Annotated in this window: 12 protein-coding genes; 1 reads left to right on the top strand and 11 read right to left on the bottom strand. The window is 61.1% G+C overall.

From position 1 onward, the window contains the following. The coding region (locus tag AYR66_RS00680; protein WP_206047002.1) for an EAL domain-containing protein at positions 1–3,304 on the top strand (3,304 nt) is incomplete at its 5' end. Between the two features lie 55 nt (positions 3,305–3,359). Here AYR66_RS00680 and purF read toward each other — a convergent pair. The 11 genes from purF to asd all read right to left on the bottom strand — a co-directional run bounded on the left by purF (position 3,360) and on the right by asd (position 16,814). Then, positions 3,360–4,877: an amidophosphoribosyltransferase gene (gene purF / locus AYR66_RS00675; protein WP_088705899.1), complete on the bottom strand. Its 1,518-nt coding sequence runs from the start codon at positions 4,875–4,877 to the stop codon at positions 3,360–3,362. 24 nt (positions 4,878–4,901) lie between these two features. Next, the gene (locus tag AYR66_RS00670) at positions 4,902–5,390 is read right to left on the bottom strand and encodes a CvpA family protein (RefSeq protein WP_088705898.1); all 489 of its coding nucleotides are present in this window, start codon (positions 5,388–5,390) and stop codon (positions 4,902–4,904) included. Positions 5,391–5,403: 13 nt separating this feature from the next. Next, on the bottom strand, positions 5,404–6,267 hold the full coding sequence (locus AYR66_RS00665) for an SPOR domain-containing protein (protein ID WP_088705897.1): 864 nt from the start codon (positions 6,265–6,267) through the stop codon (positions 5,404–5,406). Between the two features lie 54 nt (positions 6,268–6,321). After that, the gene (folC, locus tag AYR66_RS00660; protein WP_088705896.1) at positions 6,322–7,626 is read right to left on the bottom strand and encodes a bifunctional tetrahydrofolate synthase/dihydrofolate synthase; all 1,305 of its coding nucleotides are present in this window, start codon (positions 7,624–7,626) and stop codon (positions 6,322–6,324) included. Positions 7,627–7,703: 77 nt separating this feature from the next. Continuing rightward, positions 7,704–8,576: an acetyl-CoA carboxylase, carboxyltransferase subunit beta gene (gene accD / locus AYR66_RS00655; RefSeq protein WP_088705895.1), complete on the bottom strand. Its 873-nt coding sequence runs from the start codon at positions 8,574–8,576 to the stop codon at positions 7,704–7,706. A 94-nt stretch (positions 8,577–8,670) separates the two neighbouring features. After that, the gene (gene trpA, locus AYR66_RS00650) at positions 8,671–9,468 is read right to left on the bottom strand and encodes a tryptophan synthase subunit alpha (RefSeq protein WP_088705894.1); all 798 of its coding nucleotides are present in this window, start codon (positions 9,466–9,468) and stop codon (positions 8,671–8,673) included. A 103-nt stretch (positions 9,469–9,571) separates the two neighbouring features. Continuing rightward, entirely contained in the window at positions 9,572–10,840 is a 1,269-nt protein-coding gene (gene trpB, locus AYR66_RS00645) for a tryptophan synthase subunit beta (protein WP_088705893.1), read from the bottom strand. Between the two features lie 15 nt (positions 10,841–10,855). Continuing rightward, a complete protein-coding gene (locus AYR66_RS00640; RefSeq protein ID WP_088705892.1) occupies positions 10,856–11,527 on the bottom strand; it encodes a phosphoribosylanthranilate isomerase in 672 nt (223 codons plus the stop codon). Between the two features lie 22 nt (positions 11,528–11,549). Then, positions 11,550–12,350: a tRNA pseudouridine(38-40) synthase TruA gene (gene truA, locus AYR66_RS00635; RefSeq protein WP_088705891.1), complete on the bottom strand. Its 801-nt coding sequence runs from the start codon at positions 12,348–12,350 to the stop codon at positions 11,550–11,552. An 88-nt stretch (positions 12,351–12,438) separates the two neighbouring features. Further along, positions 12,439–15,393, bottom strand: a complete 2,955-nt coding sequence (locus tag AYR66_RS00630) for a motility hub landmark protein FimV (protein ID WP_234814637.1) — start codon at positions 15,391–15,393, stop codon at positions 12,439–12,441. A gap of 314 nt (positions 15,394–15,707) precedes the next feature. Next, a complete protein-coding gene (gene asd / locus AYR66_RS00625; RefSeq protein ID WP_170942014.1) occupies positions 15,708–16,814 on the bottom strand; it encodes an aspartate-semialdehyde dehydrogenase in 1,107 nt (368 codons plus the stop codon). Between the last annotated feature and the right edge of the window lie 17 nt (positions 16,815–16,831).

Below are 16,831 nucleotides of genomic sequence, written 5' to 3'. Positions count from 1 at the left end.
CGACCATGTACTGAACCGCCAATTTCTGATGGTTCTGCTTGGTTACAGCGGTCACAGCCTGATCGAGGCAGCGGACGGCGCGGCGGGCCTGGACCTCGCGTGCGCCCGCCGGCCCGACCTGGTTATCGCCGACATCCTGATGCCCAACATGGATGGCTACGAATTCGTCAGCCGCCTGCGGGCCATCCCGTCCATCGCCGCTACGCCCGTCATCTTCTACACCGCTGCCTACCATGAACGCGAAGCCAGCCTGATGGCGATGGCCTGCGGCGTGCAGTGGGTGCTTCCCAAACCATCCGATCCCGACCTGATTCTCAAGACCGTGCATGAGGCGCTAGGCGTGCCGGCGACTCCCCTGCCCGCGCCGCCGCCCGCAGTGCAAACCGAGCAGACGCGCCTGAATCCGCTCGACAACCAGTTGAGCGAATATCTCGTCGAGCTGGAAACCAGCAGTCACATCATGTCGGAGCTGGTCAACAACGGAAACAGCGCCGCCGCAGACATCGAAGGCCTCCAGCATGTCGTCCAGCGCCTGTCCAAGGCATTGACCTCCCTGCAGGCGGTAAGCCTGCGCCTGACCGCGCTGATCGAACTTGGCATCGAACTGGCCTCGGAACGCGACCCGCAACGCTTGCTGGCGAGCAGTTGCCGCGTCGTGCAGGACATCTGCGTGGCGAAGTATGCGGCGGTCGGCATCCTGGCGGAAGATCGCGGCCGCCTCGAATACTTCCTCATGCGCGGCATGGACGAGACGGCCCTCGCACACATGCCATGGCCGGAGGCGCGTCATGGCTTGCTCGGCGATGTCCTTGCCGCACGTGCGCCGCGCCGGCTGACGATGGGGGATGGCAATCCGGCCGCGCTCGGTCTCCCGGCTACACATCCACCGGTGCATTCGATACTTGCCGCACCGATCGCGTCGCAGGAAACGGCGTTCGGCTGGCTGTACCTCGTGGACAAGCTCGGCGCCGACGAATTCAGCGAAGTGGATGAACGCGCCGCATCAACGGTCGCGGCACAACTCGCGGTGGTCTACGAAAATCTGCAGCTGTATGGCGCGATCGAACGGCAGCATGCCCAGCTGACGCTGGAAGTCGGCGACCGCAAGCGTGCCCAGGAAGCGCTCCGGCGCAGCCTGCGCGCCCGCACAGTCATGGCCGAGTGCAACCATGTGATGGTGCATGCCACGGATGAAATGAGCCTTTTGCAGGACATGTGCCGCACCGTGGTCGATGCTGGCGGCTACCGGATGGCGCGGATCGATTACCTCGAGGAAGACGGAAATGCAGTATGTGTCGCCCGCGCCGGCGGCCCCATGGACGACACGGAAACCAGTGGCCGCATTCCGGCATTGCATCAGGCAAGTGCTGCAAAGGGGAATGGGCGCCCTTGGGTCACGATCGACGTCGGCGGCAACACAGATGGCAGGAAGCATGACGATGCGCCCGACCTGGCCATCTCCTTGCCACTCAAGGACCGCGGCCGCGTCTTTGGCATGCTGACGATCTTCGAAACGCAACCCAACAGGTTCGACACCGAGCAGGTCGCCATGCTGGAAGAGCTGGCTGACGATATCGCGTACGGCGTTGTGAGCCTGCGCACGCGGGCGGCGCGCGAACAAGCCGAACATGCATTGCGCGCGACAGAGGAAAAGCTGTCGAGCATCCTCGATTCGATCGACAACGTCGTCTGGTCCTGTACCCGAAACGAATTCATCTACCTGAATTCCATGGTCGAGAAGATCTACGGCCGCCCGGTCGAGCACTTTTACCGCGACAGGCAGCTCTGGTTCCGCATGATCCATTCGGACGACCGTGAGGCGATCATGGAAGCGCACAGCCGGCTGGGGAACCTGACGAGCTTCACCCATGAATACCGCATTGTCCGTCCGGACGGCACGATCCGATGGATCGAGGAGCGTGCACGCGCCATCCTCAACAACGTCGGGCAGCTGCAGCGCATTGACGGTATCGCGATCGATATCAGCGAACGCAAGGCCTATGAAGCACGCATTGAATACCTCGCCGGCCACGATGCACTGACCAGCCTGGCCAACCGCAACCTGCTCGGCGACCGAATCGCGCAGGCGATGGCGCATGCACGCCGCAACGGCCTGCTGCTGGCCCTGCTGTTCCTCGACCTGGACCGTTTCAAGGGCGTCAACGACAGCTTCGGCCACGAGTTGGGCGATTCGCTGCTGCTCGAGGTGTCGCACCGCCTTCGGATGGTAGTGCGCGAAGGCGACACCGTGGCACGGCAAGGCGGCGACGAGTTCATCATCCTGCTCACCGATATCCAGCGCCCGCAAGATGTCGCAGCGGTCACGAACAAGATTTTCGATGCCTTCCAGGCGCCGTTTATCGTCCGCGGCCACGAGCTGTTTGTCACGACCAGCATCGGCGCGACCATCTTCCCGGACGACGGCGAGGACATGCAATCCCTGCTGCGCAACGCCGATATCGCCATGTACCGCGCCAAGGAAGAGCGAGGCAACGCGTTCCAGTTCTATTCACGCGAAATGAGCGTGCGCGCTGTCGAACGTGCCGAGCTGGAAAGCGCACTGCGGCGCGCGCTGGACCGCAACGAATTCGAACTTTTCTACCAGCCCAAGGTGGAAGCCAGCACTGGCCGCATCATCGGTGCTGAGGCGCTGATCCGCTGGAACCATCCGGAAAAAGGCCTGGTTTCTCCGACGCGCTTCATCCCGATGGCGGAAGAGATCGGCCTCATCGTGCCCATCGGCGACTGGGTACTGCACACCGCTTGCGCACAGAACAAGGCATGGCAGGATGCCGGCCTGCCGCCCATCAGCATTTCGGTCAACCTGTCCGCGCGCCAGTTCCAGCAGGAGAACCTGGTGCAGTCCGTTGCAGACGCCCTGCACGATATGGGACTGGAAGCACGCCACCTGGAACTGGAGCTGACCGAAAGCATCGTCATGAACAGCGCAGAACTGTTCATCACCAAGCTCAAGGAACTGGAAGATCTCGGGGTCCAATTGTCCATCGATGACTTCGGTACCGGTTACTCGAGCCTGAGCTACCTGAAGCGTTTCCCGCTGCACCACCTCAAGATCGACCAGTCCTTCGTGCGCGACATCGCGACCGATGCCGACGACGCCGCCATCACCAGCACCGTGATTTCGCTCGGGCACAGCCTGAACCTGAAGGTCATCGCCGAAGGTGTGGAGACCGAGGAGCAGGTCGCCTTCCTGCGCGACCATCATTGCGACGAGATGCAGGGCTATTACTTCAGCAAACCCCTGCCCGCTGGCGAGTTTGCATCCCTGCTGCAGCAGGCATGAATGAAAAAAGCCCGCGGCATTTGCATGCGGCGGGCCTTGATGAAACGCGTGCAGGTCAGTCGACGCGCGCGAGGTTCAGGTTGAGCTGCGAACGCACTGCATCCTCAGTGACCGGCTTCGGATTGTTGCGAGCGAACTCGACGCGATCGAGGTAATCGCGGGAAATATCGCCCGTCACATACACGCCGTCGAAGCAGGACGCTTCGAAATCCTTCAGTGCCGGGTTGAGGTCGGAGATCGAACGCTTGAGCGCTTCGACGTCCTGGTACACCAGTGCATCGGCGGTGATCTCGCGGCAGACTTCCTCGTCGGTACGGCCGTGAGCGATCAGCTCGTTGCGGGTCGGCATGTCGATGCCGTAAACGTTCGGGAACTTCACCGGCGGTGCTGCGGACGCGAAGATCACGCGCTTGGCGCCCGAATCGCGCGCCATCTGCACGATCTCGCGGCTGGTCGTGCCGCGCACGATGGAGTCATCCACCAGCAGCACGCTCTTGCCCTTGAACTCGCTGCTGATCGCATTGAGCTTCTGGCGCACGGACTTCCTGCGCAGTGCCTGGCCGGGCATGATGAAGGTGCGGCCGATGTAGCGGTTCTTGATGAAGCCTTCGCGATAGTCGAGGTTGAGCTTGAGCGCCAGTTCCATCGCCGCCGGACGGGAGGAATCGGGGATCGGCATCACGACATCGATGTCGCCAGCCGACATCTCGCGCCGGATTTTCTCGGCAAGGTACTCGCCCATCTTGAGACGGGAGGCGTACACCGATGCGCCATCGATGATGGAGTCGGGACGGGCAAGGTAGACGAATTCGAAAGCGCAGGGATTGAGCACCGGGTTGTCGGCGCACTGCTGGTTGTACAGGTTGCCGTCCAGGTCGATGAAAATCGCCTCACCCGGGGTCACATCGCGCAGGAACCGGAAGCCGAGACCTTCGAGCGCAACGGATTCACTGGCCAGCATGTATTCGGTGCCCTTGTCGGTCTCATTGAAGCCGATGCACAGCGGGCGGATACCGAACGGGTCGCGGAAGGCCAGGAGGCCGTAGCCGGCGATCTGCGCCACGACCGCGTAGGAACCGCGCACGCGTGTGTGCAGCACGGAGACAGCCTTGAACAGCGCCGACGGGTCGAGCGAGTAGCCGGTCGTCGCCTGCTGGATTTCGTGTGCCAGCACATTCAGCAGCACTTCCGAGTCGGAATCGGTGTTGACGTGGCGGCGGTCGTTCTTGAACATCTCGATCTTGAGCTGTTCCCAGTTGGTCAGGTTGCCGTTGTGCGCCAGGATGATGCCGAACGGCGCGTTCACGTAGAAAGGCTGCGCTTCTTCTTCGCTGGAAGAGCCGGCGGTCGGATAGCGCACCTGGCCGATACCGGCGTTGCCCGGCAGCGAACGCATGTTGCGGGTACGAAATACATCGCGCACGAGGCCGTTGGCCTTGTACATCGAGAACGTATTGCCGTGGTTGGTTGCAATACCGGCAGCATCCTGGCCGCGATGCTGCAGCAGCAGCAGCGCGTCATAAATCAACTGGTTGACCGGACCGTGGGAAACAACGCCAACAATGCCACACATGGTGGGCTCCTTACTTAAGCAGATTCAAAACTGTACATGCCGCGCAAAATCGCCCGGCAGGAAAGGCTTCACGGTACGCGCAGCCGTTTCCGCCAGCGGGCTGAGCAGCGCCTCTTTCCAGAAGGGCTGCTGCGGAATTGCGGTCATGCCGCACAACAGGACGGCCGCCAGCACGATGACCATGCCGCGTCCCAGTCCGAACAACCCGCCGAGGCCGCGATCCGCCAGGGACAGGCCGCTCGCCTTGATCACCGCGTCGATTGCCATCGTCAGCAGCGCCATCAACAGGCGCACGCCGATGAACAATGCAATGAATGCAATGATCAGCCGCGTCGTGCTGCCCGGCACCATGGAGGGCAACAGCTTCGCCAGGTCTTCGCCGAAGGCGTTGGCCACCACGAAGGACACCACCCAGCTCAGCAGCGACAGGATTTCCTTGACCAGGCCGCGCAACGTGCTGATGACAACCGAGCACACCAGCACGAACAGCACCAGATAATCGAAGATTGTCACGGCGCGCGAAAAATCAAGCCGGCACCAGCGTGCCGTTCAAACCCAGCTTGACGATCTTGGCGCGAGCCTTTTCCGCGTCTTCCTTGCTGGTGAACGGGCCCACGCGGATACGCGTGCGGTCGCCTGATGCGGTAGCAATCTTTTCCGTGTACGACTTGATGCCGGCGCCCTTGAGCTTGCCCTGCAACTCGTCGACCTTGTCCTTGGTCGCCAGTGCCGCTACCTGGATGACAAATTTTCCGGCTTTTTTCTCGGCTGCCTTGGGATCAGGCTTGCCCTCGAGGAGCGCCTTGGCGCGTGCGGAATCGTCAGTCTTGTCGTGCGATTCGGTGGATTTCGGTTCAGCCTTTGCAACGACCGCAGCCTTGTCGGCAGCCTTGTGCCCTGAATCTGTTGACGCCTTGGCATCATCTTTGGGCTTGTGCTGCTCGGCAGCCGGTTGTTCGGGCTTCTTTTCCGCCGACGCGGGAGCAGCCGGTGCCTCCACGACCTCTTCCTTGGCGTCGAGGGACGCAGAGGCGGCGACCTTCGACGCCGCAGGCATGTCCGCGCGGGCGGCCGCCCCTGCGACAGGCTTGTCCTTGGAGGGGATCTGGATGGCGATATCGTCGGCCAGCGGCTTGGGCTCGGAATCGAGCACCATCGGCAGGCCGACCACTGCGGCGAGCACCAGCGCAACGGCGCCGATCAGGCGGCGGCGGGCGCGTTTCTTTTCTGGCAATACCGGATCAAGCGCATCGTCCTCGCGGCTATCCTTGCCGCGACGCTTCGCGCGGCTGCGTACTGCCTTGGAATCCTCCTCGGCGCGCGATTGAAAGGTGCTTTCCCCGGAGGCCGATTCCTGCTTGTTTTTGCGAAGGAACGAGAACAAGCTCATGCGATAAAAATAAGTCCGTCAGTGATGGCGGAAGCCGTCTTGAAATAAGAGCACTCAGGCCGGCTTCCCGGATCGTTTCGCTTCCATTACGCCGGCAACGGTGAGAAAAGATCCGAAAACCGCAATTCTATCATTCTCCCCTGCCCTGCTTAGCGCGTTCGCATATGCGGCGGCGGGGGAATCGAAGGTCTGGATGGTGCGTTCGGAGCCCGGCGCGGCATTCTGCGCGATGCCTGCATCGAGCAGCGTCTGTTTCAGCTGTTCCGCGGTCGCGGCACGGGGCAGCGGCAAATCGGTCAGGCACCAGTGGTCGACGATGTCCTTCAGGTGCGCGACGACGCCGGCAATATCCTTGTCCTGCATGGCGCCGAATACCGCGTAGGTATAGGGATGGAATCCCATGTTGTTAAGGTTCTGTGCCAGCGTTGCGGCCGCGTGCGGATTATGGGCGACATCGAGGACCACGGAGGGGCGTCCCGGCAGCACCTGGAAACGCCCCGGCAATTCGACCATCACCAAGCCATTGCGCACTTCCTGCGCGCCGACAGGGAGGCGGTCGCGCAACGCTTCCAGCGCGGCAAGCGCGGCTGAGGCATTCAGGAGCTGGTTCGCGCCACGCAGGCTCGGGTAACCCAGCGAATTGCGGCGCTGGCCGCGTCCGCCGTAGTTCCATTGCTGCTTGTCGCCCGAGTAGTTGAAATCGCGGCCGAACAGCCACAACTCGGCGCCAATCGCAGCAGCGTGGTCGATGAGTGATTTCGGCGGGACCGGGTCGCCGCAGATCGCCGCTTTGCCAGAGCGGAAGATACCGGCCTTTTCAAAACCGATCTCTTCGCGCGTATTGCCCAGGAATTCGGTATGGTCGATGTCGACGCTAGTGACGATGGAAACATCCGCATCGACGATATTGACCGCATCCAGGCGGCCGCCGAGGCCGACCTCAAGGATCACCGCGTCGAGCTTTGCCTCGGCAAACAGCCGCAGGATGGCGAGCGTCGTGAACTCGAAGTAGGTCAGCGATACGTCGCCGCGTTGCCCCTCGACGGCGGCGAACTGCTCGACCAGCGCCGCATCGCTCGCCGGTTCGCCATTCACGCGCGCTCGCTCGTTGAAGTCGAGCAGGTGCGGCGAAGTGTAGAGGCCGACGCGGTAGCCCGCATGCATCAGGATCGACTCCAGCATCGCGCATGTCGAGCCCTTGCCGTTGGTGCCCCCCACAATGATGACCGGGCAGTCGAACTGGATGCCGAGCCTGTCCTTGACCTGCCGCACGCGGTCCAGGCCCATGTCGATGGCCTTGGGATGCATCTTTTCGAGAACGGACAGCCATTCGGTGAGTGTCGAGGGAAGATTTTGCATGGCGGGAGGAAGACGGACGCTGGAAAATGAAAAGCCCGGACTTGCTGCAGTCCGGGCTTGTTGCTTACATCAATTTGTTACGCCAGGACTTCTGCAGGCTGGTTCTGCAGCAGCGCGAGCAGGCGCGCGATTTCCTCGCGCATCTTGCGACGGTCGACGATCATGTCGACGGCCCCTTTCTGCATCAGGAATTCGGCACGCTGGAAACCTTCCGGCAGCTTCTCGCGCACGGTGTTCTCGATCACGCGCGGACCGGCAAAGCCGATCAGCGCCTTCGGCTCGGCGATCACGACGTCGCCCATGAACGCAAAGGAAGCCGACACGCCACCCATCGTCGGGTCGGTCAGCACGGAAATGAACGGCAGCTTCTTCTCGGCCAGCTTGGTCAGCATGGCCGTGGTCTTGGCCATCTGCATCAGCGACAGCAGGCCTTCCTGCATGCGGGCGCCACCGGTGGCGGTAATGCAGATGAACGGCACCTTCTGCTCCAGCGCCGCCTGTGCGCCCCGCGCAAAACGTTCGCCGACAACCGAGCCCATGGAACCGCCCATGAATTCGAATTCGAAGCAGGCCACGACGACCGGCAGCGACATGATCGCGCCGCCCATCACGACCAGTGCATCGGTCTCGCCGGTGGATTCCATCGCATCCTTCAGGCGGTCGGGGTACTTCTTGCTGTCCTTGAACTTGAGTGAGTCGACCGGCAGGGCTTCCTGGCCGATTTCATAACGGCCGCCGGCATCCAGCAGCGCGTCGAGACGTTCACGCGCACGGATGCGCATGTGATGGTCGCACTTCGGGCAGACATGGACATTGGATTCGAGGTCGGTACGGTACAGCACTGCCTCGCACGACGGGCACTTGACCCACAGACCTTCCGGCACGGATTTCCGGTTTGCGGCGTCGGAGCGCTGGATGCGCGGGGGAAGCAGCTTTTCAAGCCAACTCATGTAGACCTCATCTCAAATTTTCGGGTTGCCGCATTGTACCGCCGGCCTTGCCGCGCGCCAATACAAGGATTGGATGACAAAATGATATCCCAAATCACTCGTCGAGCGCCTTGCGGATGCCCGAAATGAAGGTTTGCACCGCCTGGACCGCGTTTTCCCGCGGCGTATTCTCGAGTTCCTGGATAATGCGGCTACCGATCACGACGGCATCGGAGACTGATGCAATGGCTTTCGCCGTAGCCGCATCCCGGATGCCGAAACCGACGCCAACCGGCACGCGGACATGTTTCTTGATTTCCGGCATCTTCTTCGCGACCGCATCGAGGTCGAGGTGGCCGGAGCCCGTCACGCCCTTCAGCGACACGTAATACACATAACCACTTGCAATCTTGCCAACTTGCTCGATCCGATCATCGGTGGATGTCGGGGCCAGCAAGAAGATGGGATCCAGCCCCTTCTCCTTCATGCTCGCCGCGAATTCCTGGCATTCCTCCGGCGGATAGTCCACAACGAGTACCCCGTCCACACCGGCCTGCTTCGCGGCATCGATGAATTTCTCCGCACCCATGTGTTCGATCGGGTTCGCATAGCCCATGAGCACGACCGGCGTCGCCTGGTTGGTCTCTCGGAATTCCTTCACGAACTGCAGCACATGACGCATACCGACGCCGTTCGCCAAAGCGCGCTCGGATGCACGCTGGATGACCGGGCCGTCGGCCATTGGATCGGAGAAAGGGACGCCGAGTTCGATGATGTCCGCGCCGCCGGCCACGAGTGCATGCATTAGCGAAACAGTGAGTTCCGGGCCGGGATCGCCGGCCGTGATGAAGGGAATGAGGCCTTTACGGCCTTTTGCAGAAAGAGCGTTCAGCGTGCTTTGGATTCTAGACATGGTGCGGCTCGCAAGATTGCTGCCCGGAAGAACTTGCCGGAAGCTGGCTTCCGGCGACGGTCCCGACGGCGATTGTTATGGATTTGGCTCGGGTACTGACGCTTCAGAACTGCTTCTTCATCCGTTCGGCGACGGTATGCATGTCCTTGTCGCCACGGCCGGACAAGTTCGCGAGGATGATCTTGTCCTTTGGCAGCGTCGCCGCCAGCTTGGCCGCATAGGCGAGCGCATGACTTGATTCCAGCGCCGGGATAATCCCTTCGATACGGCAGCAGTTGTGGAAAGCCTCGATCGCCTCGTCGTCGGTGATCGACACGTACTTCGCACGCCCGGCATCTTTCAGGTACGCATGCTCCGGACCGACACCCGGATAGTCGAGGCCCGCCGACACCGAATGCGTCTCGATGATCTGGCCGTCCTCGTTCTGCAGCAGGTAAGTACGGTTGCCATGCAGGACGCCCGGGGAACCGGCGATCAGCGAGGCGGAATGACGTCCTGTTTCCAGCCCCTCGCCCGCCGCTTCCACGCCAACCAACTGCACGTCCTTATGGTCGATGTACGGGTAGAAAATCCCCATCGCATTTGAACCGCCGCCAATGCACGCCACAACATAATCCGGCTGCCGTCCCGTCATCTCGGGCATCTGCGTCAGGCATTCATTGCCGATGACCGACTGGAAGTCGCGCACCATCATCGGATAGGGATGCGGACCTGCCACGGTACCGATGATGTAGAAAGTGTTTTCCACATTGGTCACCCAATCGCGCATCGCTTCGTTGAGCGCGTCCTTGAGCGTCTTTGAGCCCGACTCGACTGGAACCACCTTCGCACCGAGCAGTTCCATGCGGTAGACGTTCTGGACCTGGCGTTTGACGTCTTCCGCGCCCATGTACACCACGCATTCGAGGCCGAAGCGCGCGCAGATGGTTGCCGTCGCCACGCCGTGCTGGCCCGCGCCCGTTTCGGCGATCACGCGCGGTTTGCCCATGCGCTTGGCGAGCAGTGCCTGGCCGATCACGTTGTTGATCTTGTGTGCGCCGGTGTGGTTGAGGTCTTCGCGCTTGAAGTAGATCTGCGCGCCGCCCTGCATCTCGGACCAGCGCTTGGCGTGGTAGATCGGGCTGGGACGGCCAACGAAGTGCTTCAGTTCACGCGCGAATTCCTCAAGGAATTCGGGGTCGCTGCGGAAATGCGCATAGCCCTTCTTCAGCTCGTCCAGCGCATGGGTCAGCGTCTCGGAGACGAAGCTGCCGCCGTACTGGCCGAAATGGCCGCGCGCGTCAGGGAGGCTGTATTGGGCAGCCTGGTACATGGCTGCGGTGGTCATTGCCTGGCGCTCGGCATAGTTCTCCAGCGCGTTCAGTTCTTTCATGGTGGTTCTCTCTGTTCAATTACCCGGAATGGTATCCGCCTTGCGCACTGCTGCGATGAAGTCGCGAATCTTGGCGGGATCCTTGATGCCCTTGGACTGTTCGACGCCGCTGCTGATGTCGACAGCGTAGGGGCGCACCTGAAGCACTGCTTCAGTGGCGTTTTGCACGCTCAAGCCACCACTCAAAACGACCCGAGGCGCGAGCTCTTTTGGGATGAGAGACCAATCGAAAACCTTTCCACCGCCGCCATACCCCTCGACAAAGGCATCGAGTAGCAAACCTGCAAACAGGCTGCTGGCGGCGCGATACTGTTGCTCGTATTTTAGCAAATCCTCGCCAGTCATTTCCGACCCCATCCGAACGGCACGCATGAAGGGGCGGTGCACGGCTTGTGCGATGGCGGCGCATTGCTCCGCGGTCTCGTCACCGTGGAATTGCAGCAACGAAACCGGCACTTGTTCAACAATAGACCGGACTTCCTCCGCCGTTGCATTGACGAACAGACCGACTGTTGTCACAAAGGGCGGCAGGACCGTTATCAGTTGCGCTGCACGGGGCGCATCGATATAGCGCGGGCTCTTTGGGTAAAACACGAGTCCGATCGCATCGGCACCTGCCGTGACAGCGATGTCCAGATCTTCCCTGCGAGTCAGTCCGCAGATCTTGATGCGAGTGCGTGCAGTCATTTGTTATACATAAATTAATGGATTAGGCCAGCCAAGACATTCCCGCCGAAGCTTCCTGCGGAAGCTGCCATTTCGGATCGTACGCGATTTTTGCGAGGTACAAGCCGTCAGGCATAAAGGTCGGTGCAGCAAGGCTGCGGTTGCGACTGGCGAGAATTTCCGCCATCCATTCCGGCTTCTGGTTGCCGTTGCCTACGACGATCAGCGATCCGACTATATTCCTGACCATGTGATGCAGGAAGGCATTGGCCGTCAATGTAACGACAATCAGGGCGCTCCGGCGTTCGATGCGAATGTCGTGCATGGTTTTTACCGGCGACTTTGCCTGGCATTCCGCTGCACGGAACGCAGAAAAATCGTGCGTGCCGAGCAGGTGCGCAGCCGCCGTACGCATCGGTTCGATCTGCAGGGGACGGAAAACCCAGCCCGCCTTCCCTGCCAGGAGCGGCGAGCGGACCGGGTGGTTGTAGATGACATAGTGATAGGTACGGGCGGTTGCACTGAACCGAGCATGAAACGCGTCCAGCCTGTCACCTGGCGTCTCGCATGCCCAGCGCACAGCAATGGATGGCGGAAGAAAGGCATTGACGCCACGCACCCAGGAAAACATTTCGCGGTCGAGCTCCGTGTCGAAATGCACCACCTGTTCAAGCGCATGCACCCCCGCGTCCGTCCGCCCTGCGCAGGTTGTTCCGATGTCCACGAGCGCAAAGCGCTTGAGAGCCGCCTCCAGCGTATCCTGCACCGTTCCGCCGGAAGGTTGTGTCTGCCATCCGCGCCACAGCGCGCCGTCATACTGTACTCCGAGCGCGATTCGCTTCAAGTCAGCCCCAATCTGTGTAGCAAAAGAAAAACGGAATGAAAAACGGGCGCAAGCATTACGCCGCGCCCGTCGAATGAAACCCGACGAATTATGCCAGTTCGAGCAACAAAGCCTTCGCGCGTTCGCTCTGCTCAGGCGTACCGCCCTTCAATACCTCGTCCAGCAGCTCGCGCGCGCCTTCCTTGTCGCCGATTTCCTGGTAGGCAATGGCCAGATCCAGCTTGGTTGCCATTTCCGCGCTGTTCGCATCGGGATCATCCGTCAGCATCTGCGTGTTCATGGCGTCGAAATCCAGGTCCGGCAGCTCCAGCGATGCTGGCGCTTCCGTCGGAGCGGCTGCAACAGGCTCCGTCTCGAGCGAATCGAAATCCGCAACCGGAGCCGGCACCACCTCATCGACCGGCGGCAGAGCCTCCGTCGCCGGTTCCGGGGAATTCAGCTCGAGGCTGATACCGGAAAGGTCGAAGTCAAGCGGATCCGCGGCCGGAGCTTCGACTTTCGGCTCCTCACCTGGAAGCGTCAGGTCGCCGATATCCGGAACATCTGCTTCAACCGGAGGCGCAAGCGCATCAAGGGAAATATCTTCCACCATGGCTACGGGTGCATCCGTTTCGGCCGGTTTGTCATCCAGCGGGAACTCGAGGTCGTCAATCGCCGGAATCGATGCAACCGGTTCCGGTTCGACGACTGGTTCGGAAGCCGCCATCAGGTCGGGAACAGCTGCCTCTTCGGGCTCAGCCGGCTTGACGGGCTCGTCCAGGAAATTGAAATCGATCGAGGTCAGGTCAGCAGGCGGTTCCGCGGGGACAGGGCGTGGAATCGTATTGGGCGGCGTCAGGTCCTGCATGCCGTCGAGATCGAAGTCGAGGTCGTTCGACGTGACCTTGTGCTCCGGTTCGGGCTCGACAGGCGGCGCCTCGGCCGGCGCGCTGGCGGCGTCGGCTGCAAGTTCCGTATTGTTGAAATACGACGCATCTGCATCCAGTCCGTCGATGGTTTCAAGCTGCGTGGTATCGGACTGTGTCGACGACAGCAAGGTCGCGAGGCCCTGCTCGTCCAGCGGCTGGGTCGGTGCGATCAACGGCACATCGTCGGCGACTTCGGTATTTCCGCTGGCATAGAGCGGGTTGTTGGGGTCGATGGCCACACCCATCGATGCTGCCTGTTTCCAATCTTCGCCCTCACCCCTGGTCAGGCCGTACAGTTCGGTCGCCAACACTTCGAAGGCGCGCAGGTCCTTGCGATTGGAATAAATTTCCAGCAGCTTGACGCGCACAGCATGGCGGTCGGGCTGAGTACGCAGCGCTTCCTTCAGGATTTCTTCCGCCTGCGCGTCGCGGCCATAGGCAATGTAAACATCTGCTTCGGCAACCGGATCGACTTCATTGGAGTCAAGTTGGCTGGCGGACGGCGCGAAGTTGGAGTTGAACACGCTGTTGTTGGTGTCCACGCTCTGGCCGCCGGTCGATCCGAACAGCGAGTTTGCCTTCAGGCTGGTATCGGTGATGATACTGTCTTCGAACTGCTTGCTCTGCTTCTGGCGGCGGGCTCGGTAAACACCGAGCGCACCAAGCGCGACCAGCAGCGCGCCGACGCCAGGCAAGACCAGTGGATTGCCGAGCAGATCGTCCAGGAAGCTTGGCTCTTCCTGCGCAGGTGCGGGTGGCGGAGTGACTGCCTTCGGCTTTTGCGGTGCGGGAGCAGGCGCGGCGGCAACCGGTGGTGTGGCCTGCACAGCGGGCTTTTCGGCCGCCTTCGGTTCGGCAGGCTTCTCGACCTTTGCCTCGGCAGGTTTGGTTTCCATCGGGGCAGGTGCCGTCGGAGCTGGCTTGGCCGCTTCTGCCTTCGCTGCAGCAGCGGTAGCATCGGCTTGCTTCTGCTGGTCGGATAGTGCCTTGTTCTTGACCTCGAGGAGTTTTTGCAGCTCGCCGACGTTCTTTTCGAGTTCCTTCACGCGTGCATTGGCGTCGGCAATGGCCTTGTCGCGAGCGATCTTGTCTTCCTGGGTGGCCGGTGCCGCCTTGTCGGCCGCCCCTCCCTGCGCCGCCTGGGCATTCGACAGTTTCAGCTTGTCCTTGGATTCCGAGGCAGGTGTCGGCTTTTCCTCGACCTTTGCAGTGATCTTGCCGCCGGCGGACTGCTTCGCTTCGGCGGATTTTTGCGGTGCGGCTTCCGCGACCTTGCCGGCAAGCTTGTTGCGATAGTTGCTGAAGTCCGCGGACTGCGCCACAACAATGCCGTGTGCCTCGGACTGACTAATGGAACGTGCCTTTTCCGCATCCGGTACGGAGAGGATTTGTCCCGCCTTGAGGCGGTTCATGTTGTTGCCAACGAAGGCATCAGGATTCGACTGATACAAGGCAACCAGCATCTGGTCCAGCGATACGCCACCCGGTTTGACCTGGCCAGCAATGCGGGCAAGGGTGTCACCGCTGCGCACGCGGTATTCCCCCTGGACGGGATCGCCTTCGACAAGTGCGGCGGCCGGTCGTGCAACGCGGGGGGCCGGTTCGGCTCGCTGTACACGAGTCTGCGACGAAGCGCGCGGTGCGGGCGCGGACTCTGCCGGAGCCTGCGCACGCGGCTGGGCGGCGGGTGCTGCAGATTCAGGAACCGGCATCGGCGCCACTTGCGCGGACTGCGTCGTACGCAAGTCGGCAGGGTCGAGCAGGAAGGTATATTCACGAACAAGGCGGCCATTCGGACCGGCAAGTTCGAGGAGCATGTCGACGAACGGCTCGTTGAGAGGCTGCGACGAGGTCATGCGGATGAACTGGCGGTCACCCCTCTGCTCCACGGCGAAGCGCAATGTCGACAGCGCTGGATGAAAGTCGATGTTCGCCTGGCGGAATGCATCTGCCGTTGCCAATTTCGCGGTGAGCGCCCCCACTTCGTCCTTCGAAACCGCCGTCAACTCGATCTCGGCACGTAATGGTTGCCCCAGGGACGAAAGGACAGTGAGCTTGCCCAATCCCGCCGCCCATGCGTTCGAAAACACCAGCGCCGACGCAACTGCGGCACTCAAGGTCTTCAAATTGAACATACCGGAATCAGGGCGCTTTTTTGAATGCATGTTGGATGGCATAGGAGGGCATTCCGTTCGCGAATCTGGCGCGCACAATCACGGCACCAATTTAACATTGATTGGGGGAACTTTCACCATATCATCATGGACTTAGGCGCGCAAGTGTAACCAACTTACTAAGTGGTGTAAAACCGCACGCTGTAAAGCCCCTTGGCGTTGTCGAAATGGCTGTTGTGGATTGGCAACGAAATTGGGGCCTGTCAGCCCTTGGTTCATGAACCATGGCGACAGGCCCCAACGAGATACGACGATTAATGACTATATAGATAAGATCAGTTATCCAGGATGATGCGCAGCATGCGGCGCAGCGGTTCGGCTGCGCCCCACAGGAGCTGGTCGCCGATGACAAACGCGGACAGGTACTCCGGCCCCATGTTCAGCTTGCGCACACGGCCTACACCAACTTCCAGACCGCCAGTGATCGACGCCGGGGTCAGTTCCTTTTCGGTGATCGAGCGCTCGTTCGGCACCCACTTCACCCACTGGTTGCCCGAGCGGATGATCTCTTCGGCCTGCGCCAGCGGCACGTCCTTCTTGAGCTTCACGGTCAGTGCAAGGCTGTGGCATCGCATCGCGCCGATACGCACACACAGGCCGTCAACCGGGATCGTGTTCTTGTTGCCGAGGATCTTGTTGACCTCGGCCTGGCCCTTCCACTCTTCCTTGGACTGGCCGTTGTCGAGCTGCTTGTCGATCCAGGGAATCAGGCCGCCAGCCAGCGGTGCCGGGAAAAACTCGGTCGGCACATCGTTACGGATGGTCTGTGCAACCTTGCGGTCGATGTCGAGGATAGCGGACGACGGGGTTGCCAGTTCGTCTGCAACGGCCGAATGGATGACACCCATGCCCTTGAGCAGTTCGCGCATGTGGTTGGCGCCGCCACCCGAAGCGGCCTGGTAGGTCATGGAGCTGACCCATTCGACCAAACCTTCCCGGAACAGGCCGTTCATGCCCATCAACATGATCGAGTTGGTGCAGTTGCCGCCAATGTAGTTCTTCACGCCGCGACCGAGCGCGTCCTTGATCACGTGCAGGTTGACGGGGTCGAGGATGATGACGGCATCATCGGCCATGCGCAGCGTGGAGGCTGCGTCAATCCAGTAACCGTTCCAGCCTGCTGCGCGCAGCTTCGGGAAAATCTCGGTAGTGTAGTCGCCGCCCTGGCAGGTAATGATGATCTCGCACTTCTTGAGTTCATCAATATTGTTGGCGTCTTTCAGCGTGGTTTCGTTTTTCGCCATTGCCGGGGCCTTGCCGCCAGCGTTGGAAGTCGAAAAGAACACCGGGTCGATATGGGCGAAATCGCCCTCTTCCTGCATGCGCTGCATCAGGACCGAGCCCACCATACCACGCCAACCTACCAGACCGACTAACTTCACGATTTTCTCCCTCAAGT

Origin of the sequence: Noviherbaspirillum denitrificans (assembly GCF_002211445.1) — a bacterium.
Lineage (GTDB): Bacteria > Pseudomonadota > Gammaproteobacteria > Burkholderiales > Burkholderiaceae_D > Noviherbaspirillum > Noviherbaspirillum denitrificans.
The sequence above is the reverse complement of the archived record's forward strand: the minus strand, read 5'-3'. Positions and strand labels throughout refer to the sequence as shown.

Coding starts and splice junctions, on each gene's coding strand:
- accD (WP_088705895.1), bottom strand. CDS start 8,576: ATGAGTTGGCTTGAAAAGCTGCTTCCCCCGCGCATCCAGCGCTCCGAC.
- trpB (WP_088705893.1), bottom strand. CDS start 10,840: ATGAAAGAACTGAACGCGCTGGAGAACTATGCCGAGCGCCAGGCAATG.
- AYR66_RS00665 (WP_088705897.1), bottom strand. CDS start 6,267: ATGAGCTTGTTCTCGTTCCTTCGCAAAAACAAGCAGGAATCGGCCTCC.
- AYR66_RS00640 (WP_088705892.1), bottom strand. CDS start 11,527: ATGACTGCACGCACTCGCATCAAGATCTGCGGACTGACTCGCAGGGAA.
- folC (WP_088705896.1), bottom strand. CDS start 7,626: ATGCAAAATCTTCCCTCGACACTCACCGAATGGCTGTCCGTTCTCGAA.
- trpA (WP_088705894.1), bottom strand. CDS start 9,468: ATGTCTAGAATCCAAAGCACGCTGAACGCTCTTTCTGCAAAAGGCCGT.
- AYR66_RS00630 (WP_234814637.1), bottom strand. CDS start 15,393: ATGTTCAATTTGAAGACCTTGAGTGCCGCAGTTGCGTCGGCGCTGGTG.
- purF (WP_088705899.1), bottom strand. CDS start 4,877: ATGTGTGGCATTGTTGGCGTTGTTTCCCACGGTCCGGTCAACCAGTTG.